The organism is Azospirillum sp. B4 (assembly GCF_000333275.1).
Lineage (GTDB): Bacteria > Pseudomonadota > Alphaproteobacteria > Azospirillales > Azospirillaceae > Nitrospirillum.
The window spans coordinates 1-22,923 of the sequence record NZ_BACU01000031.1; the positions used below are offsets into that span (position 1 = coordinate 1).

Genomic DNA, 22,923 nt, shown 5'->3' on the forward strand with positions numbered 1-22,923 from the left:
AGGAAAAAGCGGCTTGCACATAACGGATACTCTAAGTGCTCAAGGTCGCCGCAGGGCCGCAACCAGCGGCATGGGATTGCCTCATGCCGCTGTCGCACGCGACCCCTCGTTCACATGAAAGGGGGCCGCCCCGCGATTGAAGCTTACGCTTCCAGCGCCTTCACGCCCGGCAGCTCCTTGCCTTCCAGCCATTCCAGGAAGGCGCCGCCGGCGGTGGAGATGTAGCTGAAGGCATCGGCCACGCCGGCGTGCTCCAGGGCCGCGACGGTGTCGCCGCCGCCGGCCACGGACAGGACGCTGCCGGCCTTGGTCAGGTCGGCCACGATCTTGGCCACGGCGTTGGTGGCGGTGTCGAACGGCTCGATCTCGAAGGCGCCCATGGGGCCGTTCCACACCACCGTCTTGGCGGTGGCGAGTTTCTCACCGTAGTAGGCGACGGTGGCGGGGCCTGCGTCCAGGATCATCTCATCCGCCGCGATGTCGCCGGGGGCGGCGATGCGGTTGGCGGCATGGGCCTTGAATTCCTTGGCCACGGCCCCGTCCTTGGGCAGCAGGATCTGGCAGCCGCCGGCTTCGGCCTTGGCCAGGATGGCGCGCGCCTGGTCGGCCATGTCCTTCTCCGCCAGCGAGGCGCCGACGTCCACGCCCTGGGCGTAGAGGAAGGTGTTGGCCATGCCGCCGCCCAGCGCCAGGATGTCGACCTTGCCCACCAGGTTCAGCAGCAGGTCCAGCTTGGTGCTGATCTTGGCGCCGCCGACCACGGCGGCCACCGGCCGCTGCGGCTGGCCCAGGGCCTTGGACAGGGCCACCAGTTCCGCCTGCATTAGGCGGCCGGCCGCCGCCGGCAACAGGCGGGCCAGCGCCTCGGTCGAGGCATGGGCGCGGTGGGCGGCGGAGAAGGCGTCGTTGACGTAAAGGTCGCCCAGCTTGGCCAGCTCGGCGGCGAAGGCGGCGTCGTTCTTTTCCTCACCGGCGTGGAAGCGCAGGTTCTCCAGCACCAGCACGTGGCCCTTTTCCAGGGCGCGGATGGCGTCCTGCGCCGGCTTGCCGATGCAGTCGCTGGCGAAGGCCACCGGCGCGCCCAGGGCGTCCGACAGGGCCGGCACCACCTGGCGCAGGGAGTTCTTCTCATCCGGGCCGTTCTTGGGCCGGCCGAAATGCGACAGCACGACGACCTTGGCGCCCTGGGACGCCAGTTCCTTCAAGGTGGGGACCAGACGGACCAGGCGGGTGGCGTCCGTCACCTTGCCGTCCTGGACGGGGACGTTGAGGTCGGCGCGGACCAGCACGGTGCGGTTGGCGGGGGCGATATCGTCTAGGGTCTTGAAAGTCATGGCGTCGGTTCCCGGCCCATATCATCGTGGAATGCGAAGGACGGGGCCAAGGAAGCATAGGCGGGACCCTGTTGCAACCGCACAAGGCGGCCCGCTACACCTCTCTGGCCGAAAGGCGGATGCGGGGCCGGATGGGGGTGCATTTCCGTGATCTACTACATCGCTTTCCTGATCGTCCTGGCGCTGCTCACGCTCGTGTTCGCGCGGCGCGGCGTGCTGGAAGGGCGGGTGCTGGCCGCCGGCCTGCTGGTCCTGCCCGGCGTGACGGCCATGGAGGACTGGGCCGCCCGCGACCTGGGCGCCCTGGGCCTGTCCGGCGGTCATGTCGGCCCCGTCACCCTGCTGCTGATCCTGGGCGCCGGCGTGGAGGAGGCGGGGCGCTACCTGCTGCTGTCCTTGAGCCGGCGCGATACCCGGGCGGCGGTCAGTGCCGGCTATGCCTGGGCTGCCTGGGAACTGGGCGTGGCCGTGTGGGCGCTGGCGCGCGGCATGCTGCCGCTGTGCGCCGCCGGCGACGCCCACTGCCTCAGCCTGGGGTTCCCGCCGCTGCTGGCCCTGGGCACGGTGTTGGTGGCGCGCTCCGTCCCCAGCCTGCTGCACGTGGCCCTGTCGTTCGGCCAGTTGTGGGCGGTGCGGGCGACGTATCCCGCCGCCCGCGCGCTGTGGTTCACGCTGATGGTGGTGACGCACTTGGCCATAAACCTGGCGATCGTGCGCCACGGCCATTTGTGACGGCGGCCACCTTTGACCAGCCGAACAATTGGCCGGCCCCGCCAAAGTTTAACCATTCACCATATTGTCGCCGCCCGGGGGGTCCTATAGCGTTGGGCTCATGGGCGTGCCCGGCCGCCGGCCCCGCGCCCCTGTCAAAGCCGGACCCCCGCCTTGATGCCTGACCATCCGTCGCCGCCTCCTGCACCTTCCGCCGCCCCGGCGGAGGGAACGCCCGTCCCGTCCCCGGTGGAAGCCCCACAGGAGATTGAGCTTAAGTTGGCGGCGGATCCGAAGCACCTGGCGCGCCTGAAGGCGGCACCGGTGCTGGCCGGCCCGCGCGCCGCCACCAAGACGCTGATCAACACCTACTTCGACACGCCCGAAGGGGAACTGGCCGCGCGGGGCGTCAGCCTGCGCCTGCGCCAGTCGGGCGCCAAGCTGCTGCAGACGTTGAAGGGGCCGTCCACGGCGCGCGGCATGGCCCTGTCCCGGTCGGAATGGGAAATCCCGGCCCCCGACGGCCATTTGGTGCCCCAGGCCTTCACCGACGAGGCCCAGGCCCTGCTGGCGGGGGTGGACCTGCGCCGGCTGGCGCCCGTGTTCAGCAATGAGGTCAAGCGCTGGACCCGCACCGTGCCCTTGGCGGCCGGCCTGGCGGTGGAGGTGGCGGTTGACCAGGGAGTCACCCGCAGCGCCGACGGGCGGGAGGAACCGATCGCGGAGCTGGAGCTGGAACTGGCCGCCGGCCAGGACCGCCGCGTGCTTTACGACCTGGCGCTGGCGGTGCATCGCGCCGTGCCCCTGCGCCTGGAAATGCGCACCAAGGCGGACCGGGGCTATGCCCTGGCCAAGGGGGAGGTGGCGGAGCCCAAGGCGGTGAAGGCCGGCCCCCTGGAGTTCGGCGCCAACGACACGGTGGAAGCGGCGCTGGCCGGCGTGGTCCGCGCCTGCGTCCACCACATGGCCGCCAACGAGGCCGCGGTGCTGGCGGGTGACCCGTCCGGCGTCCACCAGCTGCGCGTGGCGGTGCGGCGCCTGCGCTCCGCCCTCACCCTGTTCAAGGCCATCCTGCCGCCGGCGCAGAGCGCCGGTCTGAAGGTGGCGCTGAAGGGGCTGGCCGATGCCGTCGGCCCCGCCCGCGCCTGGGACGTGTTCCTGGAAGAGCTGCTGACGCCGGTGTCGGCGGCGATGCCGGAGCAGGAAAGCCTGGGCGCGCTGGCCGTGGCCGCCCAGGGCGCCCGGGGGCGGGGCCATGCCGTCGCCCGCGCCACCGTGTCCGGCCCCGGCTATACCGAGCTGCTGCTGACCCTGGGGCGCTGGGTGGACGGGCGCTGCTGGCGTGACGACGCGCCGGCCGATCGCCTGGCCTGGCTGGGCCAGCCGCTGCCTCCCTTCGCCGACGCGGTGCTGACCCGCCTGCGCCACCGCGCCGCCAAGCGCGGCCGCCACTTCGCCCGCCTGGACGCCCCCGCCCGCCACGGCCTGCGCATCGCGCTGAAGAAGCTGCGCTATGGTGTGGACTTCTTCCGCTGCCTTTATCCGCAAAAGGGCGTGCGCCGCTATCTCGACCGGCTGTCCGCCTTGCAGGACGGGCTGGGCCACCTGAACGACGTCGCCACCATGGATGGCCTGATCCGCGACCTGCGCGCCGATCTCGTGGGAGCCAAGGACACAACCCCCGCCGGCTGGGACATGGGCGCTGGCCTGGTGCTGGGCTGGCACGCCGCCCACATGGCGGTGGGGGAGGAGGCGCTCTGCCGCGCGGTGGAGGACTTCCTGGACGCCGATCCCTTCTGGGCGCCGGTCGACCACTGGCCGCACCCGCCCTCCTGACCCCTAACCGCAGTCCCCCCTAACCGCAATTCCATGCCGCACGTTTAAGGAACCGGTACCTCATGCTTTCCATCCTCGTGGCCAACATCAAGGGCGGCGTCGGCAAGACCACGGTCGCCACCCACCTGGCCGCCGCCTTCGCCGCCGACGGCCGGCAGACCGTGCTGGCCGACGTCGACCGGCAGAAGTCCTCCCTGGGCTGGCTGGCCCGCCGGCCGGTGACGGCCCCGGTGATCGCCGCGCTGGACTGGACGAAGGAGATCGGCGGCGTGCCCAAGGGCGCCGACGTGCTGGTCATCGACGCCCCCGCCGCCCTGAAGGCGAAGGAGGTGGAGCAGTTGGTGGCCGAGGCCGACGTGGTGGTGCTGCCCCTGCTGCCCGGCGCCTTCGATGAGCAGGCGACAGAACGCTTCCTGAAGAAGCTGGATGAGCTGAAGCCCATCCGCAAAAGCCGCAAGGCCGTCGCGGTGGTGGGCAACCGCGTCCGCGCCCGTACCCGCGCCGCCGACCGGCTGGACACCTTCCTGGGCACGGTGGGCCACCGCGTGGTGACCCGCCTGCGCGACAGCCAGGCCTATCCCGACGCGGCCGCCGCCGGCCTCAGCCTGTTCGACCAGAAGGCCAAGCGCCTGGCCGACCTGCGCCAGGACTGGGCCCCGCTGATCGCGTTCATCGAGGATCCGAGCTGAGGCATGACCTCAGGGCCTTGGCTCAATGGAGCGTAGCGACCAGGACGCTCACCTAGTCCGCCGCAGGTTTCCGGGGAAGACCGGAAACCGAGGAAGCCAAGCCCCCGGATGGGGGCGCCCGGCGTTTGAGGGCGTCCAAAAGCTAATACACACTCCGCCATAACTGGTCGGGTGTGGTCAGCATCTTCAGGAATTCCAGGATGGCCCACAGCTGGTCATCGGTGAGTTCGCTGCCGTCGGCGCGGCGATAGTCGTCATGGCCGCGGTTGCAGTTGCCGGGCAGGCGGGTGTCGTACGTCCAGGTGCCCGGCGTCCCCACGGCGCTGACATGGCCCACCTGCACCGGGTCGAACTCGCGCCATCCCACGGCGAAGGCGGCCGGCCGGGCGGATGACTTCAGCACGCCCCACAGGGTGGGAACGGAACCATTGTGCAGGTAGGGGCCGGTGGCCCAGATGCCGAACAGCGGCCGCGCCTCATAGACCGGCGGCGTCTGGTCACCCGCCGCCCCGTCGCTGGTGACGCAGGAGGTCTTGTGCGCCGGTGGGCCGGCCGGCCGCACGGTCTTGAAGGCAGGGCCGGCGGCTTCCTCCACCGCGTTGACGGTGCCCGTCTTCTGGTCGATGGCCAATTTGATCAGCTTCAGCGGCGTCAGCCCCAGGTTGGAATAGTCGTCGTGGTTCAGCTTCCCGCCCTTCTGGTTCAGCAGGCCGTCGACGATGCCGCCGATGACACCGTTGGTCAGGACGCTGACAGCCGGCGCCTCCGCCGGCATGTCGCCCACCGTGACGGCGCCGTCATCGCCGAACAGCAAGGCGCGGGTGCCGTCCAGCGGGCCGGATTTCACCCAGCGCAGGGCGTTGCGGTACATGGTGGGGTCGGTGTCGGTCGGGCGTTGGTCCAGCACCGGCCACACCTCCTGGCTCAGCGCCGCCTTGGTCATGTGGTGGCAGTCGGCGCAGACCTCGTTGAACAGCTGGCGCCCATCCTCCGCCCGGCCGGCGTTCACCGGCCCGAAGACGGTGGAGGGCCAGGCGGGGGGCGCCAGCACGGTGATGGCCCATTCCAGCTTCATCAGGCCCGGCACGCTGATCGAGGTGTCGTAGAAGGGGATGTGGGGGAACAGCTTGGAGGCGAAGCGCCGCCGGTCGCCGGGGCAGGCGTTGCCGGCGATGTCCTTGCCGGCGACGCAGACGTTCAGCGCGCCGAACACGCCCAGCACCTCCCCCGTGTTGCGGGTCAGGGCCTTGATGTAGTTGCCGTTGGGGGCGGACATGTTCCACTGCACCGCGTCCTGCCGGTGGGCGTTCCACAGGAAGGGGTAGCTGACCGGGGCATGGGCCGGCGCCACGTTGGACGGCACCTTGAAGTCCAGGCCGGTCAGTCGGTTGAAAATCATGCTGAAGGCGTCCAGCCGCGCCGGCCCCCAGGCCTGGCCATCCAGCGCCGCGCCGAAGAACTGGCCCCAGGCGGCGGCGAAGGCCGCCAGGCTGGTCTTCAGCGCCGCCCTGTCGCCGCCGACCCGGGCGGCGAAACGGTTGAACTTGGCCGGGTCGGACACCGTTTCGGCCAGCGCCGCCGACAGTTCCACCAGCATGCCCTGGAAGTCGGCGTCGGCCGGCCCGCCGTCCACCCGCAGCGCCGTGCCCTGGTAGGTGATCTGCCCGGTATGGCAGGCGGCGCAGGTCATGCCGATGTAGGTGGGGCCGGTGCCCCGGTCCAGCGCGAAACCCACGGGCAGCCGCTCCGGGTTCTGCGCCGAGACCTCGTTGGGTAGATAGCCGAAACGGGCCAGCCGGTCGGCCAGGAACAGCTGGGTCGAGCCCGGCCGCTCCAGCGCCTTGAACCAGTTGTACGGCATCAGCTGCGAGCCCTGGCTGGTGGTGTAGAAGCCCTGGCGCACCGATTGCGGCCAGTTCTGGTCCAGCAGGCGCACCACGGCGGGTGCCGCCGGTGTTTCGGCCCGGCCCGGTCCAGCCAGCGAAAGGACGCTGACACCCAGGACGGCCGCCCCCGCGAGGGCGATCGGGGTCGCCCGCCGCACCATGGTCCCGCGCATGACGTGATCCCCCCTATCCCCCCGCCCTGGCCAGGCGACTTACCCGCAAAATACACGTTAAGCGCGAAAATATCCAATTGTCGTGGCGTGCGGCCGTCAAGGGAGGGGCGCTGTGACACCCCGCCCTTTCCTGTGACATACGGGGCGGCAAACCGGGTGTGCCCTGGACTTGGGCGCCCATCCTTGCCAGAAAGGCGGCAAAGAGCCGGCGCTCGTGTCCGGTCGTTCACCAGCCAACTTCGGGAAAAAAAGGGGAGAAGCATGCAGGTTCAAGGTGTTGCCGCCATCATCACCGGCGGTGGTTCGGGTCTGGGCGCCGCCACCGCCCGCCGCCTGGCGGCGGAGGGCGCCAAGGTCGCCCTGCTGGACGTCAACGTGGCCGCGGCCCAGGCCGTGGCCGCCGAGATCGGCGGGCTGGCGCTCAGCTGCGATGTGACCAGCGCCGACAGCGCCACCGCGGCCATCGCCGCCGCCCGTGAGGCGCATGGTGCGGCCCGGATCGCCGTCAATTGCGCCGGCGTCGCCACCGCCGGCCGCGTTCTGGGCCGTGAGGGCCCGCTGGATCTGAACGCCTTCCGCAAGGTCATCGAGATCAACCTGATCGGCACCTTCAACATCCTGCGCCTGGCCGCCGCCGACATGAGCACGCTGGACCCGCTGGAGGACAACGAGCGCGGCGTGATCATCAACACCGCCTCCGTCGCCGCCTTCGATGGCCAACTGGGCCAGGCGGCCTATGCCGCGTCCAAGGGCGGCGTGCACGCCATGGCCTTGCCCATCGCCCGCGAGCTGGCCCGGGTGGGCGTGCGCGTCATGACCATCGCCCCCGGCATCTTCTGGACCCCCATGGTCGCGGGCTTCACGCAGGAGGTGCAGGACAGCCTCGCGGCCTCCATCCCCTTCCCCAAGCGCCTGGGCAAGCCGGAGGAGTACGCCGACCTGGCCTTGGCCATCTGCCGCAACGTCATGCTGAACGCCGAAACCATCCGCCTGGACGGCGCGGTCAGGATGAACGCGAAGTAAGTTCCTGGAGAGGCTGGGGCTGTCGAGGTGCGGCGGGGCGTCAGCCCCGCCGCTGGCCGAACGCCTCCAGCGCCCGTTCCATCTCCCGGGCCACGGGCGTCACCAGGGGGTGGCTGGCATAGGCGGTCCACAGGGCCGCCAGCGCCGGACGCTTGGCCAGCAGGTCTTCCTGGCTGTAACGCGGCAGGAACCGTTCCAGGAAAAGCAGTGTGGGCGCCAGCGCGCAATCCGCCAGGCTGAGGGTCGTCGGTGCCGGCGCGGGCAAGGGGGTGCGGCTCACCACCGCTTCCAGCGCGTCCAATCCCCGGGTCAGCTTGTCCAGGCGCGCGGCGTTGATGGTGGAGTCGCCGGTCTGGGCCATGAGCGACAGCAGTGGCGGCAGGACGTAGAGGTCCAGCAGCCGCGCCACCGTGCGCTGGGCCGCCCGCGCCGCTGGCTGCGCCGGCAGCAGGGCGGGGTCGGGGAAGGCGTCCTCCAAAAATTCACAAATGACGGCGGACTCGATGACCACGGCGCCATCGGCGTCCAGCACCGGGGTCTTCCCCATGGGATTGAGGGCCAGGAACGCGGCCGATTTCTGGCCGCCGGGCGGGTCCACCAGGGGAATTTCCAATCCCTTGGCGCGGATCGCCAGCATCACGCGGGCGCTATAAGGGGACAGGGCGGCACCGTAGAGTTTCATGGGCCTTCTCCTCTGACCGTAAAGGTGTACAGGCATGCCGGTCTTGCGGCTGGCGGTCGGTCGGTCCTGACGCTATGGTCGATGCATTATGCCATTGAACGCGGCCCAACCATTGCCGGATATCGCGGGCGTCATCCATGCCGATGACCTGCCCGACGGCCCCATCGCCCATGCCTACGCATGGTGGCGGGGGCTGGGCGGCGGGGCCGTGCCGCCCCCGTCCGCCGCGCTGGACCTGGCGGCGGTGCCCGACAGCTTCCTGCCTTATCTGGCCGTGACCACCGCCTTCCGCGCCGATGGGCGGGTGCGGGTGGTGTTCTGTGGGTCCCTTTCGGCGCTGGCCGCCGGCACCGACCCCACCGGCCAGTATTTCGATGAGTTCTATCCGCCCGACATGCTGGAGGCGGCGTTGGGCTTCCAGTCGGCCATCGCGCGCGACGCCCAGCCCATCTACGGCCAGGACCAGATCGGCACGGATGACGGTGTGATGTACAACGTGCCCCGCATCGGCCTGCCGTTCCGCGGGACGGACGGCAGCCTGGACCGGCTGGCCATCGTCATGCACTACCAGCCGACGCCGGAGCAGTTCAAGGTGCGCCTGCGGGTGTTCCAGGACCGTGCCCGGCTGCTCCGCCGCGAGTTGCGCCTGGTGGCGCCTTGACGCATCCCCCCGTGGCCGGTGGCCGAGGGTAATAAGGCCACAGTGGGGTAGGAAGTGTGCGCGTGCGGCATTCAAACATTGCGCCGGCCGCACCGTCGGCGCGATAATAATTACCCGAGCGCCCCCCGTTTCCCGGGGCCGCCGCGCCGTCCGTTGAAGGATGTTTCCCCGTGTCCGAGGCCCCCGACAGCCGGAGCCCTTTCCCGTCGTCAGGGAAGGACCGCGCGGATGCCCCTACGCCGGGTTTCCCATCGCCATCGCGCCGGCGGGTGCTCACCGGGTCGCTGGGCGCGCTGGCGGCGGCTGGCCTGGCATGGGGCGGCGGCGGGCGCGCGCCTCGGGCTGAGTCCATCCGCTTCCTGACCATCGGTACCGGCACCACCGGCGGCACCTATTTCCCCATCGGCGGCATCCTGGCAAACGCCGTCAGCAATCCGCCGGGCAGCCCTGGGTGTGACCGGGGCGGCAGCTGCGGGGTGCCGGGCGTCATCGCCGTGGCGCAGACCACCTCCGGCGCGGTGGAGAATGTGGAGGCGCTGCGCGCCGGCCGGTTCGAGACGGGGCTGGTGCAGGCCGACATCGGCTTCCTGGCCTACAAGGCCAAGGGACCTTACGCCGGCAAGCCGCCCTTCACTGAGTTGCGGGCCCTGGCCAACCTGTACAGCGAGACGGTGCACCTGGTGGTGCGCGGCGACAGCCCCATCAAGACGGTGAACGACCTGAAGGGCCGGCGCGTGGCCCTGGGCGAAAAGGGCTCCGGCACCCTGCCCACGGCGCTGCTGATCCTGCAGGCGCACGACCTGTCGGAAAAGACGGTGCAGCCCTTCTACCTGAACCCCGGCACGGCGGGGGACCGCCTGGCTTCGGGCCAGCTGGACGCCTTCTTCATCATTGGCGGCTATCCCCTGCCGGCGGTGGCGGACGTGGCGGCCCGCCTGCCGGTGCGCCTGATCTCCATCATCGATTCCCGCCTGCCGCGCCTCAGCCCCGGCCTGCCGCTGTTCACCGAAACCATGATCGGCGGCGACGGCGCCTATGTCGGCGTGCCGGAAACCAAGACCCTGGGCGTGGGCGCCCAGTGGCTGGCCACCACCGCCCTGCCGGACGATCTGGCCTATGGCATCGTCAAGGCGCTGTGGCACCCCAACACCCACCGCCTGCTGGTGGCTGGCCACCCGCGCGGCGACAGCATCCGGAAAGAGGCGGCCCTGACCGGCCTGGCCGTGCCCCTGCACCCGGGAGCGGCGCGCTATTACCGGGAGCAGGGCTTCGACGTGACCCTGGCCATGTCGGGCTGAGTCCTCAGTCCAGGAGCATGTCGAGAACGAGGGTCTCCTGCGCCGCCGCCGCGCGCCAGTCCTTCATGGCGGGCAGGCCCTCGATGGCGGTGACGTAGGCTTGGCTGGCCTCGGTCAGCGGCACCTTCCAGGTCTGGAAGCGGGTGACCACCGGCGCGTACATGGCGTCGGCGATGGTGAAGGCGCCGAACAGGAAGGGGCCACCATGGCGGTTCAGGCAATCGGCCCACAGCACCTCGATCCGGGCGATATCGCCGGCGGCCTTGGCCAGGCGCTCCGGCCGGTCGATGGTGCGCCCCAGGTCCATGAACAGGTTGCGGCGCAGGTCCATGAAGCCGGAGTGCATCTCGGCGCTGACCGAGCGCGCGTGTGCCCGGGCGGCGCGCTCCCGCGGCCACAGCTGGGCATCGGGCGCCAGCTCGGCCGCGTATTCGCAGATGGCCAGGCTGTCCCACACGGTGACGTCGCCGCCGTCGGCGCGGTGGATCAGGGCCGGCACCTTGCCCGCCGGGCTGTGGGCCAGCATGCGCGCCTTGCTGTCCGCCTGACGCAGGGGGATCACCACCTCCTCGAACGCCAGCCCGGCGTGGCGCAGCGCCAGATAGGGGCGGAGCGACCAGGAGGAATAGGTCTTGCTGCCCAGGATCAGGGTCAGGTCGGCGGACATGGGGGCTTCCCTTGGCAAGGCGAGGGTGGGGCGGGGAGCGGAAGGTTAACGGGCGCCCCCGGTGTTGCCAACAGGTGTGACACCGCCATGTTTGAAACATCCCGCCGGATGTGGAACCCTGCCGGCCTGACTTTCCGAAGCCGAAAGGTTTTCCCCCGTGCTGCCCTGCTTCCTGGCCCAGAAGGCCGCCGACACCGTCACTCTGATCCCCGTGCGCAAGGAGGGGCTGGACGCCTGGCTGGAAACGGCCCCGGCCGCGACGGCCGCCTGGGTGCGCAGCACCGGCTTCGCCGCTGAGCCGGGCACCACCGCCCTGCTGCCGTCGGCGGACGGGCAGCTGGACCGGGTGCTGGTGGGCGTGGGCGAAACCCTGGACCTGTGGAGCTTCGCCGGGTTGCCGACGACGCTGCCAGCGGGGAAAGGGGAAGCCAGCTACGCCCTGGACGACAGCCTGACGCCAGAGCAGGCGACGGCCGCCGCCACCGGCTGGGCGCTGGCCAGCTACCGCTTCACCCGCTACCGCAAGGCCACGAAGGACCTGCCGCGCCTGGTGCTGCCGACGGGGGCGGATGCCGACGCGGTGGACAGCATGGCCCGCGCCGTCACCCTGGTGCGCGACCTGATCAACACCCCGGCAGAGGACATGGGGCCGGCCGATTTGGCCAAGGCGGCGCGGGACCTGGGGGCGGAATTCGGCGCCGCCGTCTCCGTCATCGTCGGTGACGACCTGCTGGCGCGGAACTATCCCACCGTCCACGCCGTGGGCCGGGCGGCGGCCAAGGCGCCCTGCCTGATCGAGCTAACCTGGGGTGACACCTCCCACCCGCTGGTCTGCCTGGTGGGTAAGGGCGTATGCTTCGACAGCGGCGGCCTGGACATCAAGCCCGCCGGCGGCATGCTGCTGATGAAGAAGGACATGGGCGGTGCCGCCCACGTGCTGGGCCTCGCCCGCCTGGTCATGGCGGCCAGGCTGCCGGTGCGGTTGCGCGTGCTGGTGCCGGCGGTGGAGAACGCCATTTCCGGCAACGCCTTCCGCCCCATGGATATCATCACCACCCGCAAGGGCCTGACGGTGGAGATCGGCAACACCGACGCCGAGGGCCGCTTGATCCTGTGCGACGCCCTGGCGGAGGCCGACAGCGCCAAGCCCGCCCTGATCCTGGACTTCGCCACCCTGACGGGGGCGGCCCGCATCGCCCTGGGCACCGACCTGCCGGCCCTGTTCGCCAATGACGACCAACTGGCCGACGACATCCTGGCGGCGGCGAAAGAGACGGGTGACCCGCTGTGGCGCCTGCCGCTGTGGCAGGGCTACGCCAAGCAACTGGACAGCAAGATCGCCGACCTCAACAACGCGCCGGGCGGCGGCTATGGCGGTGCCATCACGGCAGCACTCTACCTGGAACGCTTCGTCACCAAGGGCACGCCCTGGGCCCATATCGACCTGATGGCCTGGAACACCGCCACACGGCCGGGCCGGCCTGAGGGGGGCGAGGCCATGGGCCTGCGCGCCGCCTTCGCCATGCTCAGCCGCCGCTATCCCGCGACGGCGTAAGCCTGCCCGCCCGCTCCGCCACAGACCCGGCGCCCATGGCGCCGGGTCATTTAATATCGATGTGCGCAACCAGGGCGGGTTGTGCATCGCATATGAAATATCGCTGAAGTCTGGGCGCGAAAAGACTCGCCATTTAGGTGCAGTGCACATAAAATACACCACCATAAGGGAATGACGCGGCGCCGCTCGATCTCTGCCCCAAACCGACTGAACCAAACGGACTGAGGAGGAATCGATGCCTGAGACTCTTGCCCTGAAACTGACCGTCTATCAGCCCGCCATCGTGGTGGACTCCGCCCAACAGGTGGGATTCGAATATGACCTGACCGTCGTTGTGCCGGATCTGAAGTCGGCGGTGAAGGGGCGGCATACGGAGGCGTCGGCCGCCCGGTGCGACGTGGTACCGGTCACCGGCACCCTGTCCTTTCCCAACCCGGCGGCACCGGTGATCTCGCCGTTCACCGGGGTCATGTTCATTTACGACAACGCGCCGGCGATTGGCTTTCCGCTGACGCTGATCGCGCAGAGCGTGGATGAGCACCTGAAGTTCGACATGACCTTGGCCTTCCCGGCCCCCCCGCTCTACTTCTACAGCGGCGCCATCCAGTTCGGCACTTGGCCCGGCCCGCTCAGCAACCTCACCGCCAGTTTCCTCTGCCCACAGCCGGTCTGATCCTCACGGCGGCAAAAAAACGCGAGAATTCAGCGCGCCTGCCACTCCCAATGGGGTGGCAGGCCCTTGCCGCTGCGCGGGACTTTCGGCACACTCCCGGACAGTTGCGACCTGCCCGATACGCTGCCGGAACGACGGTGGGGCCGGAACAACAGTTCAACCGGATGACCGTTTCCGGATGCGGGGGGCAGGATGTCGCGTAATCTCGAAGCCCTGGAACTCTGGCGCGGCGCGCTGGTGGCCAGCGTGCGGGCCGCCAGCCCGGACCTATCGGCCCGCCAGCTGGCCTTGCTGCTGACCGTGTACATGACCCCGCCACCCCACACCGTGCGCGGGCTGGCGGCGACGCTGAACGTGTCCAAGCCGGCGATCACCCGTGCGCTGGACCGGCTGGGACGCCTGGGCTTCACCAAGCGCAAGCGCGACGCCGAGGACCGGCGCAACGTCCTGGTCCAGCGCACGGTCAAGGGCTCCGTCTTCCTGCATGAGTTCGGGCAGATGGTGATTGACGCCGGGGCCGTGCAGGGCGCATTGGACGCCTCACGCCTGCGGCCCGCCGCCGTGTCCCCGGCGGCGCCCGCGCCAGGCCCCGCCCCTTCAGCTTCGGAGCCGGTTTCCGCGCCGGTATGATGTGAATGCCCCCCAAGTCCAAGACCACGCCGGTCCCGGATCCGCGTTTGGACCCGCGCGTGAACCCCTACCGTTCCGACCTCGCCTCCGCCCACCTGTATGGCAAGGTGACGGCAGAGCGCTATGTGGACGGCGTGCCCTGCCAGGTGCGCGCCGGCTACGTCAGCCTGAAGGAGGAACCGTCGGCCACCGCCCGCCAGTCCAGCCAGCTGCTGTTCGGCGAGGTGTTCACGGTGTTCGAGGAGAAGGACGGCTGGGTCTGGGGCCAGAACGCCACCGACGGCTACGTCGGCTACCTGCAGCTGGAGGCGCTGGATGACGAGCTGGCGGAGCCGACGCACAAGCTGACGGCGCTGCGCAGCTTCTTCCACCCCGAACCCGACCTGAAGACCCCGCCCTTGGACATGATCAGCCTGGGCGCCCCCCTGAGCGTGGTGGCGGTGGAGAACGGCTTCGCCGGCGTCGCCGGCGGCGGCTGGGTCCCCCTGGTCCATGTGGCGGAGATTGGCGGCCTGAAGGCCGACCCGGTGGACACGGCCCTGCGCCTGCTAGGCACCCCCTACCTCTGGGGTGGCCGCACCAGCGTGGGCATCGACTGCTCCGGTCTCATCCAGGTGGCGCTGGACGCCGCCGGCCTGCCCTGCCCGCGCGACAGCGACCAGCAGCAGGCCGCCTTGGGCACGCAGGTCTCCGCCGATGGCCAGGGCCATGCCTACACCCGGGGCGACCTGGTGTTTTTCCCCGGCCATGTCGGCATCATGGCCGACGACACACACCTGGTGCATGCCAACGCCCACCACATGGCGACGGTATGCGAACCCTTGGCCGACGTGCTGGCCCGCGCCGCCGCCGGCAAGGGCGTTACCGCGGTGAAGCGGCTGGGGTGAAGGCCGCCGCGCCCGTGGCGGCGCGGCCAGGATTGGGGCTTTCACGTGCATGCGCCGGGGAATTTCAATCCTATGAAATGGCGGTGAATTGGTTCAGTCTGCCAACCGTTTCGATGGCGATCCGTGCCGATCGCGACGGAGGATCGGATGCTGTCGCCCCATTTCCGCGCCCTGATGGATACCGTGCCGGACGGCGTCATCGTCATCGACGGCCAGGGCACGGTCCAATCCTTCAACCCCGCTTGCGAACGGCTTTTCGGCTGGACGGCGGCGGAGGTCATCGGCCGCAACGTCAAGATGCTGATGCCCGAGCCGTATCAGGCGGAACATGACCAGTACCTGGCGCATTACCGTGCCACGGGGGAGCGGCGCATCATCGGCATCGGCCGTGAGGTCACGGGCCTGCGCCGCGACGGCAGCACCTTCCCCATGGAACTGTCGGTGGGCGAGGCGCTGCCGGATGGACCGCCCGCCTATATCGGCATCATCCGTGACATCACCGACCGGCGGGCGGCGGAGCAGGCCCTGCGCGAGCGCGAGGCGCGCCTGGCCTCCATCATCGAGACCATCCCCGACGCCCTGATCGTCATCGACGACAAGGGGTTGATCCGGTCCTTCAGCCCGGCGGCGCGGCGCCTTTTCGGCTACGAGGAGGCGGAGGTGCTGGGCCGGAACATCAGCATGCTCATGCCCTCGCCCTATCGGGAACAGCACGACCAGTATATCGCCCGCTATCTCGCCACCGGGGAGAAGCGGATCATCGGTGTCGGCCGCATCGTTTCCGGCCAGCGCCGCGACGGTTCCGTCTTTCCCATGGAGCTGGCGGTGGGCGCCGTGGACCTGGAGGGCGAGCGGCTGTTCACTGGTTTCGTCCACGACCTGACGGAACACCAGGCGGTGGAACGGCGCCTGCAGCAGCTTCAGGCCGAACTGCTGCATGTCAGCCGGGTCAGCGTCATGGGCCAGTTGGCGTCGGCACTGGCGCATGAGCTGAACCAGCCGCTGACCGCCGTGGTCAACTACGTCAAGGCGTCCATGCGGCTGCTGGAGCGGGCGGAGGACGCCGACCTGCCCCTGGCGCGGGAGGCCATGGAAAAGGCGTCCGAACAGGCGTTGCGCGCCGGGCAGATCATCCGGCGGCTGCGGGATTTCATCGCCAAGGGCAGCACCGACCGGCGCGTGGAAAGCCTGGATGGTATCGTCGAGGAAGCGGTCGCCCTGGCGCTGGTGGGGGCGCGGGAGTCCGGGGTCCGGGTTGAAATGCACCTGCGACGCCAGGAGCATCGCGCCTTGATCGACAAGATTCAAATCCAGCAGGTGCTGCTGAATCTGATCCGCAACGCCGTGGAGGCGATGAGCGGCCGGCCCGAGCGGACCTTGTCCATCACCGCGGCGCCCGACGGCGCGGGGTTCATGGAGGTCGCCGTGGCCGACACAGGCCATGGCCTGGACGAAGCGGTCATGGCCCGCCTGTTCCAGCCCTTCGTCTCCGGCAAGGAGCGGGGCATGGGCGTGGGCCTGTCGATCAGCCGCTCCATCATCGAGGCCCACGGCGGCCGGCTGTGGCCGGAGCGTAACGACCGGGGCGGGGCCACGTTCCGCTTCACCCTGCCCCTGATGTCGGAGACCGGGGAAAACCATGGCCGCTGATCCCATCATCGCCATCCTGGATGATGACGCCGCCGTGCGGGATTCCCTGCGGTTCCTGCTGCTGGCGTCGGGGTACCAGGCGATGGTCTTCCCGTCCCCGCTGGCCTTTCTGGAGTCCGACGCGCCCACGCGGTGCGCCTGTCTGGTGGCGGACGTGCGCATGCCGGAACTGACGGGGCTGGAGGTCCAGGAAAGGTTGGTGGCGGCTGGATACGGCCTGCCGGTGATCATCATGACCGGCCATGGCGACGTGCCCCTGGCGGTGGCGGCGATGAAGGCGGGGGCCGTGGACTTCATCGAGAAGCCGTTCGAGGAGGAGACGCTGCTGGCCTCCATCCAGGCGGCCCTGGCGCGTCCGCGTGCCGCCGCCGAACCCGCGCCGTCCGGTCCGGCGGAGCCCGTGGCCGAAGCGCCCCCGGCCGAGGTGCTGGCCTGCCTGGAGGCGTTGACCCCGCGGGAGATGGAGGTGCTGCGCGGCCTGATCGACGGCAAGCCCAACAAGATCATCGCCTTCGATCTGTCCATCAGTCCCCGCACGGTGGAAATCCATCGTGCCCGGGTGATGGAGAAGATGCGCGCCGGCAGCCTGTCCCACCTGGTGCGCCTGGCGCTGGCCGCCGGCATTCGTCCCAAGGCGGACTGATCCTTGTCAAACGCGGGCCGTATACGGGGAAACCCGTATTACCGCCGGAACCTTGTCCTTCTAAATTTAGGCCCATGACAGGGGCGGCACTACCCTAGTGTGACTTTCCCGCCCCCGGGAGGCTTGGTTTGGCAGAGGCGGCGCCAGGACGGATCTATATCGTCGACGATGACGAATCCGTCCGGGATTCACTCAAGTTCCTGTTGCGGCTCTATGGCTTCGAGGTTGACCTCTACGCCTCGTGCCAGGACTTCGCGGCGGCGTTCGACGGCACGCCGGGGTGCCTGCTGCTCGACCAGCACATGCCGGAGATGACCGGCGTCGATTTCGTGGAACGCCATGGCGGTAGGCTGGGTGGCCTGCCCATCCTGATGATGTCCGCCAACCTGGAGGCGGAGACCCGGGAACGCGCCCTCAGGGCGGGTGTGGTGGCCTTTCTGGAAAAGCCGGTCGACACCACCCGCCTGGTGGATGAGCTGAGCCGGCTGGCCGCCCCCGCCAGCCGTCCGTAGCGCCTGGCACCGACGCCGGAATACGGGGTTTTACCTACGTAGAAGACCGAACTGACCAGGCGGGCGGCTGGGCGCTAACGTCACGGCACGGAATGACGACGGGCCGCGTGAGGGCCCGGAAGAACACGGGAGCCCCAGATGACGCCATCGCTCGCCACCGGCCCAGCCGCCGCCCGCAGCCCCGCCGTTTTCGCCGCCATGGTCCCGTCGGCCGCACGGCCCGTGCCGGTCGCTCCCCCTGCCCTCTGGGGGGATGACGCGTGCGCCTGCGACCGTGACCAGGTGATCTTTTCCGAGGGCGACCCGGCCACCAGCGTCCGCATCGTCACGTCGGGCATGGTCCGCATCCTGCGGATGATGCCCGACGGTCGCCGCCAGATCGTGGGCTTCCTGCAGCCGGGCGACATGTTGGGCCTGGCGCTGACCGGCAGCTATCTCTACTCCGCCGAGGCGGTGACGCCGGTGACCCTGCGGCGTCTGTCCCGCTTCCAGTTCGACGCGCTGCTGGACCGGGACCCCGACCTGCGCCGACGCCTGTTGGCGGCCACCGCCACGGAGCTTCAGGTGGCGCAGGATCAGATGCTGCTGCTGGGCCGCAAGACCGCGACCGAACGGCTGGCCAGCTTCCTGCTGCGCCAAGCCCGCCGCCTGACGCCGGAGCCCGAGGACCACTGCCGCATCTCCTTGCCCATGACCCGCACGGACATCGCGGATTTTCTGGGGCTGACCATGGAAACCGTGTCCCGCGCCTTCACCAAGCTCAAGACCAGCCGCCACATCCGCCTGCTGCCCGACCAGATGGTGGAGTTGCTGGACATCGCCGCCCTGACCGATCTGTCGGAAGGCTGCTGAACGCGCCCAGGCTCAGTAGCCCCGCGCCCGGTCCACCAGGTTGACCAGCGGCCGGCCGGCGGCCAGGCGCTTCAGCCCGTCCACCACCTGTTCCACCGCCGTGCGCGCCTGGGTGATGGCGGCCACGTGGGGCGTCACCGTCACCTTGGGATGGCTCCAGAAGGGATGGCTGGCCGGTAGCGGTTCGGTGCGGAAGACGTCCAGGGTGGCGCCCGCCAGCTGCCCGCTGTCCAGCGCGGCCAGCAGATCCTCCTCCACCAGGTGCCGGCCCCGGGCGGCGTTGATGACGACGGCGCCCCGGGGAAGCTGGGCGAACAGGCCGGCATCCAGGATGTCCTCGGTCTCGGGCGTCAGGGGCAGCAGGCAGACCAGGATGTCGGTGCGTGCCAGGAAGGGCCCCAGGCCCTCGGCGCCATGATATGTGGCGATACCCTCCAGATGCTTGGGGGATCGGCTCCACCCCGCCACATCGAAGCGCAGGGCCTTCAGTGCCAAGGCCGCGTCGCCGCCCAGGGCGCCCAGGCCCAGGATGCCCACCCGGCGTTCCCGCGCCAGGTGCTGGTGGGTCAACTGCCGCCAGACGCCGGCGCGCTGCCGCGCCTCGAACAGCGGGGCGTCGCGGTGCCAGCGCAGGACGTGCAGGCAGACATATTCGGTCATGCCCTCGGTCAGTCCCGGCTCCACCATGCGCACCAGCGGCAGGCCGGGCAGGGTGGGGTCGGCCAGCAGGGCGTCGACGCCGGCGCCCAGCGAGAAGATGACCTTGAGGTTGGGCAGGCTGGCCAGCAGGCCGGCCGGCGGCTTCCACACCAGGGCGGTGTCGATTTCCGCCGGATCGCCCAGGCCCTCCGGCCACACCCGGACGTCCCTGTGGCCAGACGGCCACACGCGGACTTCGATTCCCGGCAACTGGGCCGTCAGCTCCGCCACCCAGTCGGGGGCATGGTCGTGGGCGGAGACGAACAGCAGGGCCATGAGAGGACTCCTTAATCCTGCCCGTCGTCCTGCTGGCTGCTTTCCGAGCGGAAGGGGTGGGCGGGGTAGACGCCCAGGATCTTCAGTTCGCGGGCGAAGAAATCCAGTTCCTCCAGCGCCAGCCGCAGGGGGCGGTCCTCGGGATGGCCTTCCACGTCGGCGTAGAACTGGGCGGCGGAGAACCGGCCGCCCACCATGTAGCTTTCCAGCTTGGTCATATTGATGCCGTTGGTGGCGAAGCCGCCCATGGCCTTGTACAGGGCCGCCGGCACGCTGCGCACCCGGAAGACGAAACTGGTGATGACGGGGCCCGCCCCACGCGGTGCCACCTTGGGCTGCCGCGCCAGGATCAGGAAACGGGTGGTGTTGTGTTCCGCATCCTCGATGCCGCGGGCCAGCACCTCCAGCCCATAGATCTGGGCCGCCAGTTCCGAGGCGATGGCGCCCTGGGTCGGGTCGCCCCATTTGGCCACGTCGGCCGCCGCCCCCGCCGTATCGGCGTGGGTGACGGGCGCCAGGCCATGGGTGCGCAGATAACCCCGGCACTGCGACAGCGCCTGGATGTGGGAATGCACTTGGCGCAGGCCGGCGATGGTCGCCCCCTTGGGCGCCACCAGGCAGTGGATCACACGCTGGAAATGTTCGCCGATGATGTGCAGGCCGCCCTGGGGCAGCAGGTGGTGCATGTCGGCGACGCGGCCGGCCACCGAATTCTCGATGGGGATCATGGCCAGGCGGGCGCGGCCCTCCGTCACGGCGGCGAAGGCGTCCTCGAACGAGTGGCAGGGCAGGGGAACCATGTCCGGGAACACCTGGCGGCACGCCATATCGGAATTGGCGCCCGGCGCCCCCTGATAGGCGATGGTGTTGTCAGCAGTGCTGGACATGGTCTTTTCCCCTCAAACGCCGGGCGCCGACATCCGTCGGCCTGGCTTCCTCGCTTTTCAGTCCGCCTCGCTCCCCAAAAAGCTGCGGCGGCCCTTCCCCGCATATCGGGGGCGCATCCTACAACGGCATGAGGCGGTGCTCATGCCGCTGGAATTAGGGGGCGCCTATGCGGCCGATGAGGGCGCGGGCGCGCTCCAGGTCCTCCGGCGTGTCCACGCCCAGGGGCACGGCGTCCACCACCGCCACTTCGATGCGCATGCCGTTGGCCAGCGCCCGCAGCTGTTCCAGCTTCTCCCGCTGCTCCAGTGCGGCGGGCGGCAGGGCGACGAAACGGGCCAGCGCCGCGCGGCGATAGGCGTACAGGCCGATGTGGTGATAGTGCGGGGCCGCCCCCCAGGGGGTGGTTGTACGGGTGAAATAAAGGGCACGGCCCACCCGGGATCCCGGCGCCAGCTCGATCACCGCCTTGACCACGTTGGGGTTATGCCGCTCCTCCTCCACCGTGATCTCCACGGCCAGAGTGGCGATGTCGACCTCCGGATTGGCCAGCGGGCCGAAGGCGGCGCGGATGGTGGCTGGCTCCACCGTCGGCAGATCGCCCTGGACGTTGACCACGGCGTCGTGCCGCCCGTCCGGGTCCACCTGGCGCAGCGCCTCGTAAATGCGGTCGGAGCCCGAGGGATGGTTGGGGTCGGTCAGCACCGCCTGGCCGCCGGCATCGCGCACCGCCTCCACGATCTCCCGCTCCGCCGCCGCCACCAGCACGGGGCCGATGTCGGCCTCCGCCGCCCGGCGCCACACCTGCACGATCATGGGCACGCCGCCGATGTCGGCCAGCGGCTTGTTGGGCAGCCGGGTGGATGCCATCCGCGCCGGGATGATGACGATGGGGGCTTTCGGGGCGCCCAGGGAGGAGGCGGCGGGGCTTGAAGACATGGGGGCTAAGCCTACGAATTGATTTGGCTCATGGCTGGGGCAGGCGTGCGACATTTACCTCCCATGGTCAAGCCGGTTTACAAGCGGGGCGCCGAACTATCTTGCCCTGGTTGAACAGGCCGCTTATCGTCGCCCGGAATTTGGGAGAAGATGGCCGGACCCCCTCTGCATTGCTGGGGCGGCCCCGGGCATCGACAAGCGTCACCACCTGGCGTTAACCTGGACGCGCAGGGACCATAACCAGCACGCGAACCGCAAGCAGCGTGGACATGAGGGCTTGATCTGATGGCGGGTAGCTTCTTCAACAAGATTTCCATGGCCATTCTCCTGGGGGCGCTGGTCGCCCTGCTGGCGGGATTCATCGCCAAGAAGGCCGTGCACCCGACGATGTTGGCTGAGAACGTCTACAAGATCGAAGGGGTGGAGGCCGCGCCCGCCGCCGGTGGCGAACCGGCGGCACCGGCCAAGCCCGATCCGGTCAGCCCCCTGCTGGCAGCCGCCAGCGCGGAGAACGGTGCCAAGCTGACCAAGGTCTGCCAGGCCTGCCATACCTTCGACAAGGGAGGCGCCGCGAAGGTAGGTCCCAACCTGTGGAGCATCATCGGCAACAAGCAGGGCCATATGGAGGGCTTCGCCTATTCCGATGCCATCAAAAAGCTGGGCGGCACCTGGGACTATGAAAAGCTGAACGAGTTCCTGGCCAGCCCCAAGACCTACGCCCCGGGCACCAAGATGACCTTCGCCGGCTTCAAGTCCGTGAAGGACCGCGCCGACGTCATCGCCTACCTGCGCAGCCAGGCCGACACCCCGGCCCCGCTGCCCTGACCGGGCGCGTAAGCGATAGACCGCCGCCTTGGGTTTGAGGCGGCGGCCACTCCGGTATAAAAGCGGGGGCGGTCCCAGCCGGGGCCGCCCCTCTTTTCATGTCCAATCCGGGCGTGTCCAATCGTGCCCCGACCCCTATCAGGAAGCGCCCCCATGACGACGCCGGTACCCGATGAATTCGTCGCCCTCGTGCATCGCATGGCCGAGTCGGCGGGCGCCGTCATCCGCCGCTATTTCCGGGCGGATGTCGAGATCGATGCCAAGTCCAACCTGACGCCGGTCACCATCGCCGATCGCCAGGCGGAGGAGGCCCTGCGCGCCATCCTGGCCGTCGAGCGTCCCGATGACGGCATCCTGGGCGAGGAACTGGGGACCCACGGCCTGGACCGGGAGTATGTCTGGGTGCTGGACCCCATCGACGGCACGAAGAGCTTCATGACCGGCCGGCCCATCTTCGGCACCCTGATCGGCCTGCTGCGCCATGGCCGCCCGGTGCTGGGCGTCATCGACCAGCCCATCCTGGGCGAACGCTGGATTGGCGGCGCCGGCCACCCCACCCGCTTCAACGGCACGCCCGTCCGCACCCGCGCCTGCGCCAGCTTGGCCGAGGCGACCGTGACCACCACCAGTCCCGACATGTTCAAGGGTGCGGAGGCGGAACGCTTCGCCACCCTGAAGGCCGCGTCGCGCTACGTCGTCTATGGCAGCGACTGCTACGGCTATGCCCAGGTAGCCAACGGCTGGCTGGACATCTCGGTGGAGCGTGACCTGGCGCCCTGGGACTGGGCCGCCCTGGTGCCGGTGGTGGAAGGGGCCGGCGGCCGCATGACCGACTGGCAGGGCCGTGACTTGGTGCTGGGTGCGGTGGGCGAGGTCGTCGCCTCCGGCGATGCGCGGGCCCATGCCGAGGCCTTGGCCATCATGGGTGGGTAAGGGC

General features: G+C 69.7%; 23 protein-coding genes. 16 read left to right on the forward strand and 7 right to left on the reverse strand.

Annotated features, from left to right (window positions below; genetic code table 11):
• Positions 1 to 143: 143 nt before the first annotated feature.
• The gene (locus I55_RS01145) at positions 144 to 1,334 is read right to left on the reverse strand and encodes a phosphoglycerate kinase (RefSeq protein ID WP_044558591.1); all 1,191 of its coding nucleotides are present in this window, start codon (positions 1,332 to 1,334) and stop codon (positions 144 to 146) included.
• Positions 1,335 to 1,481: 147 nt separating this feature from the next.
• Here I55_RS01145 and I55_RS01150 point away from each other — a divergent pair, with 147 nt between their 5' ends.
• The 3 genes from I55_RS01150 (at position 1,482) to I55_RS01160 (ending at position 4,570) form a co-directional block, all read left to right on the forward strand.
• On the forward strand, positions 1,482 to 2,066 hold the full coding sequence (locus tag I55_RS01150) for a hypothetical protein (protein WP_044558592.1): 585 nt from the start codon (positions 1,482 to 1,484) through the stop codon (positions 2,064 to 2,066).
• A gap of 156 nt (positions 2,067 to 2,222) precedes the next feature.
• The gene (locus tag I55_RS01155) at positions 2,223 to 3,881 is read left to right on the forward strand and encodes a CYTH and CHAD domain-containing protein (RefSeq protein ID WP_083900744.1); all 1,659 of its coding nucleotides are present in this window, start codon (positions 2,223 to 2,225) and stop codon (positions 3,879 to 3,881) included.
• A 62-nt stretch (positions 3,882 to 3,943) separates the two neighbouring features.
• The gene (locus I55_RS01160; protein WP_044558595.1) at positions 3,944 to 4,570 is read left to right on the forward strand and encodes a ParA family protein; all 627 of its coding nucleotides are present in this window, start codon (positions 3,944 to 3,946) and stop codon (positions 4,568 to 4,570) included.
• Between the two features lie 142 nt (positions 4,571 to 4,712).
• Here the strand turns inward: I55_RS01160 and I55_RS01165 are convergent, their stop codons facing one another.
• Positions 4,713 to 6,629 (reverse strand): di-heme-cytochrome C peroxidase, encoded by a 1,917-nt coding sequence (locus I55_RS01165; RefSeq protein WP_044558596.1) that lies wholly within the window; start codon positions 6,627 to 6,629, stop codon positions 4,713 to 4,715.
• Between the two features lie 261 nt (positions 6,630 to 6,890).
• Here I55_RS01165 and I55_RS01170 point away from each other — a divergent pair, with 261 nt between their 5' ends.
• Positions 6,891 to 7,652: an SDR family NAD(P)-dependent oxidoreductase gene (locus I55_RS01170; protein WP_044558597.1), complete on the forward strand. Its 762-nt coding sequence runs from the start codon at positions 6,891 to 6,893 to the stop codon at positions 7,650 to 7,652.
• 40 nt (positions 7,653 to 7,692) lie between these two features.
• Here I55_RS01170 and I55_RS32565 read toward each other — a convergent pair whose 3' ends face one another.
• Entirely contained in the window at positions 7,693 to 8,334 is a 642-nt protein-coding gene (locus tag I55_RS32565) for a glutathione S-transferase family protein (protein WP_049973718.1), read from the reverse strand.
• Between the two features lie 88 nt (positions 8,335 to 8,422).
• Between I55_RS32565 and I55_RS01180 the strand changes: the two genes are divergently transcribed.
• Together I55_RS01180 and I55_RS01185 are read left to right on the forward strand one after the other, a co-directional pair.
• Complete coding sequence (locus tag I55_RS01180) at positions 8,423 to 8,995, forward strand: hypothetical protein (RefSeq protein ID WP_148293517.1); 573 nt, start codon at positions 8,423 to 8,425, stop codon at positions 8,993 to 8,995.
• 170 nt (positions 8,996 to 9,165) lie between these two features.
• Positions 9,166 to 10,293, forward strand: coding sequence for a TAXI family TRAP transporter solute-binding subunit (locus tag I55_RS01185; protein WP_083900746.1), 1,128 nt, complete (start codon positions 9,166 to 9,168; stop codon positions 10,291 to 10,293).
• A gap of 4 nt (positions 10,294 to 10,297) precedes the next feature.
• Here I55_RS01185 and I55_RS01190 read toward each other — a convergent pair whose 3' ends face one another.
• On the reverse strand, positions 10,298 to 10,960 hold the full coding sequence (locus I55_RS01190; protein WP_044558599.1) for a glutathione S-transferase family protein: 663 nt from the start codon (positions 10,958 to 10,960) through the stop codon (positions 10,298 to 10,300).
• Between the two features lie 157 nt (positions 10,961 to 11,117).
• On the opposite strand from I55_RS01190, the gene I55_RS01195 reads away from it, so the two are divergent.
• From I55_RS01195 to I55_RS01230, 8 genes are all read left to right on the forward strand, one after another.
• Complete coding sequence (locus tag I55_RS01195) at positions 11,118 to 12,515, forward strand: M17 family metallopeptidase (RefSeq protein WP_044558600.1); 1,398 nt, start codon at positions 11,118 to 11,120, stop codon at positions 12,513 to 12,515.
• Positions 12,516 to 12,750: 235 nt separating this feature from the next.
• The gene (locus tag I55_RS01200; RefSeq protein ID WP_044558601.1) at positions 12,751 to 13,188 is read left to right on the forward strand and encodes a hypothetical protein; all 438 of its coding nucleotides are present in this window, start codon (positions 12,751 to 12,753) and stop codon (positions 13,186 to 13,188) included.
• Between the two features lie 192 nt (positions 13,189 to 13,380).
• Positions 13,381 to 13,818: a MarR family transcriptional regulator gene (locus I55_RS01205; protein ID WP_044558602.1), complete on the forward strand. Its 438-nt coding sequence runs from the start codon at positions 13,381 to 13,383 to the stop codon at positions 13,816 to 13,818.
• Positions 13,819 to 13,823: 5 nt separating this feature from the next.
• Positions 13,824 to 14,705, forward strand: a complete 882-nt coding sequence (locus tag I55_RS01210; RefSeq protein ID WP_044558603.1) for a C40 family peptidase — start codon at positions 13,824 to 13,826, stop codon at positions 14,703 to 14,705.
• A gap of 147 nt (positions 14,706 to 14,852) precedes the next feature.
• Positions 14,853 to 16,355 (forward strand): PAS domain-containing sensor histidine kinase, encoded by a 1,503-nt coding sequence (locus tag I55_RS01215; protein ID WP_044558604.1) that lies wholly within the window; start codon positions 14,853 to 14,855, stop codon positions 16,353 to 16,355.
• A complete protein-coding gene (locus I55_RS01220; protein ID WP_044558605.1) occupies positions 16,345 to 16,998 on the forward strand; it encodes a response regulator transcription factor in 654 nt (217 codons plus the stop codon). The genes I55_RS01215 and I55_RS01220 overlap by 11 nt, the downstream gene beginning before the upstream one ends.
• 128 nt (positions 16,999 to 17,126) lie before the next feature.
• Positions 17,127 to 17,510: a response regulator transcription factor gene (locus I55_RS01225; RefSeq protein ID WP_044558606.1), complete on the forward strand. Its 384-nt coding sequence runs from the start codon at positions 17,127 to 17,129 to the stop codon at positions 17,508 to 17,510.
• A gap of 138 nt (positions 17,511 to 17,648) precedes the next feature.
• On the forward strand, positions 17,649 to 18,362 hold the full coding sequence (locus I55_RS01230) for a cyclic nucleotide-binding domain-containing protein (RefSeq protein WP_049973719.1): 714 nt from the start codon (positions 17,649 to 17,651) through the stop codon (positions 18,360 to 18,362).
• A gap of 12 nt (positions 18,363 to 18,374) precedes the next feature.
• Here I55_RS01230 and I55_RS01235 read toward each other — a convergent pair whose 3' ends face one another.
• The 3 genes from I55_RS01235 to I55_RS01245 all read right to left on the reverse strand — a co-directional run bounded on the left by I55_RS01235 (position 18,375) and on the right by I55_RS01245 (position 21,161).
• The gene (locus I55_RS01235; protein ID WP_049973720.1) at positions 18,375 to 19,337 is read right to left on the reverse strand and encodes a glyoxylate/hydroxypyruvate reductase A; all 963 of its coding nucleotides are present in this window, start codon (positions 19,335 to 19,337) and stop codon (positions 18,375 to 18,377) included.
• Between the two features lie 11 nt (positions 19,338 to 19,348).
• Positions 19,349 to 20,224 (reverse strand): prephenate dehydratase, encoded by an 876-nt coding sequence (locus I55_RS01240; protein WP_044558607.1) that lies wholly within the window; start codon positions 20,222 to 20,224, stop codon positions 19,349 to 19,351.
• Between the two features lie 154 nt (positions 20,225 to 20,378).
• The gene (locus I55_RS01245; RefSeq protein WP_044558608.1) at positions 20,379 to 21,161 is read right to left on the reverse strand and encodes a 3-deoxy-manno-octulosonate cytidylyltransferase; all 783 of its coding nucleotides are present in this window, start codon (positions 21,159 to 21,161) and stop codon (positions 20,379 to 20,381) included.
• A 285-nt stretch (positions 21,162 to 21,446) separates the two neighbouring features.
• Between I55_RS01245 and I55_RS01250 the strand changes: the two genes are divergently transcribed.
• Both I55_RS01250 and hisN read left to right on the forward strand, forming a co-directional pair.
• Complete coding sequence (locus I55_RS01250) at positions 21,447 to 21,986, forward strand: cytochrome c family protein (protein WP_044558609.1); 540 nt, start codon at positions 21,447 to 21,449, stop codon at positions 21,984 to 21,986.
• 153 nt (positions 21,987 to 22,139) lie between these two features.
• Positions 22,140 to 22,919 carry a histidinol-phosphatase gene (hisN, locus tag I55_RS01255; protein WP_044558610.1) on the forward strand — a complete coding sequence of 260 codons (780 nt, stop codon included), beginning with the start codon at positions 22,140 to 22,142 and terminating at the stop codon, positions 22,917 to 22,919.
• Positions 22,920 to 22,923: the final 4 nt, after the last annotated feature.

What these genes read in the sequence shown, in the direction of transcription:
- I55_RS01145 (WP_044558591.1), bottom strand. Translation starts at nt 1,334, where the DNA reads ATGACTTTCAAGACCCTAGACGATATCGCCCCCGCCAACCGCACCGTG.
- I55_RS01155 (WP_083900744.1), top strand. Translation starts at nt 2,223, where the DNA reads ATGCCTGACCATCCGTCGCCGCCTCCTGCACCTTCCGCCGCCCCGGCG.
- I55_RS01160 (WP_044558595.1), top strand. Translation starts at nt 3,944, where the DNA reads ATGCTTTCCATCCTCGTGGCCAACATCAAGGGCGGCGTCGGCAAGACC.
- I55_RS01165 (WP_044558596.1), bottom strand. Translation starts at nt 6,629, where the DNA reads ATGCGCGGGACCATGGTGCGGCGGGCGACCCCGATCGCCCTCGCGGGG.
- I55_RS01170 (WP_044558597.1), top strand. Translation starts at nt 6,891, where the DNA reads ATGCAGGTTCAAGGTGTTGCCGCCATCATCACCGGCGGTGGTTCGGGT.
- I55_RS32565 (WP_049973718.1), bottom strand. Translation starts at nt 8,334, where the DNA reads ATGAAACTCTACGGTGCCGCCCTGTCCCCTTATAGCGCCCGCGTGATG.
- I55_RS01180 (WP_148293517.1), top strand. Translation starts at nt 8,423, where the DNA reads ATGCCATTGAACGCGGCCCAACCATTGCCGGATATCGCGGGCGTCATC.
- I55_RS01190 (WP_044558599.1), bottom strand. Translation starts at nt 10,960, where the DNA reads ATGTCCGCCGACCTGACCCTGATCCTGGGCAGCAAGACCTATTCCTCC.
- I55_RS01200 (WP_044558601.1), top strand. Translation starts at nt 12,751, where the DNA reads ATGCCTGAGACTCTTGCCCTGAAACTGACCGTCTATCAGCCCGCCATC.
- I55_RS01205 (WP_044558602.1), top strand. Translation starts at nt 13,381, where the DNA reads ATGTCGCGTAATCTCGAAGCCCTGGAACTCTGGCGCGGCGCGCTGGTG.
- I55_RS01210 (WP_044558603.1), top strand. Translation starts at nt 13,824, where the DNA reads ATGCCCCCCAAGTCCAAGACCACGCCGGTCCCGGATCCGCGTTTGGAC.
- I55_RS01215 (WP_044558604.1), top strand. Translation starts at nt 14,853, where the DNA reads ATGCTGTCGCCCCATTTCCGCGCCCTGATGGATACCGTGCCGGACGGC.
- I55_RS01220 (WP_044558605.1), top strand. Translation starts at nt 16,345, where the DNA reads ATGGCCGCTGATCCCATCATCGCCATCCTGGATGATGACGCCGCCGTG.
- I55_RS01230 (WP_049973719.1), top strand. Translation starts at nt 17,649, where the DNA reads ATGACGCCATCGCTCGCCACCGGCCCAGCCGCCGCCCGCAGCCCCGCC.
- I55_RS01235 (WP_049973720.1), bottom strand. Translation starts at nt 19,337, where the DNA reads ATGGCCCTGCTGTTCGTCTCCGCCCACGACCATGCCCCCGACTGGGTG.
- I55_RS01240 (WP_044558607.1), bottom strand. Translation starts at nt 20,224, where the DNA reads ATGTCCAGCACTGCTGACAACACCATCGCCTATCAGGGGGCGCCGGGC.
- I55_RS01245 (WP_044558608.1), bottom strand. Translation starts at nt 21,161, where the DNA reads ATGTCTTCAAGCCCCGCCGCCTCCTCCCTGGGCGCCCCGAAAGCCCCC.
- I55_RS01250 (WP_044558609.1), top strand. Translation starts at nt 21,447, where the DNA reads ATGGCGGGTAGCTTCTTCAACAAGATTTCCATGGCCATTCTCCTGGGG.
- hisN (WP_044558610.1), top strand. Translation starts at nt 22,140, where the DNA reads ATGACGACGCCGGTACCCGATGAATTCGTCGCCCTCGTGCATCGCATG.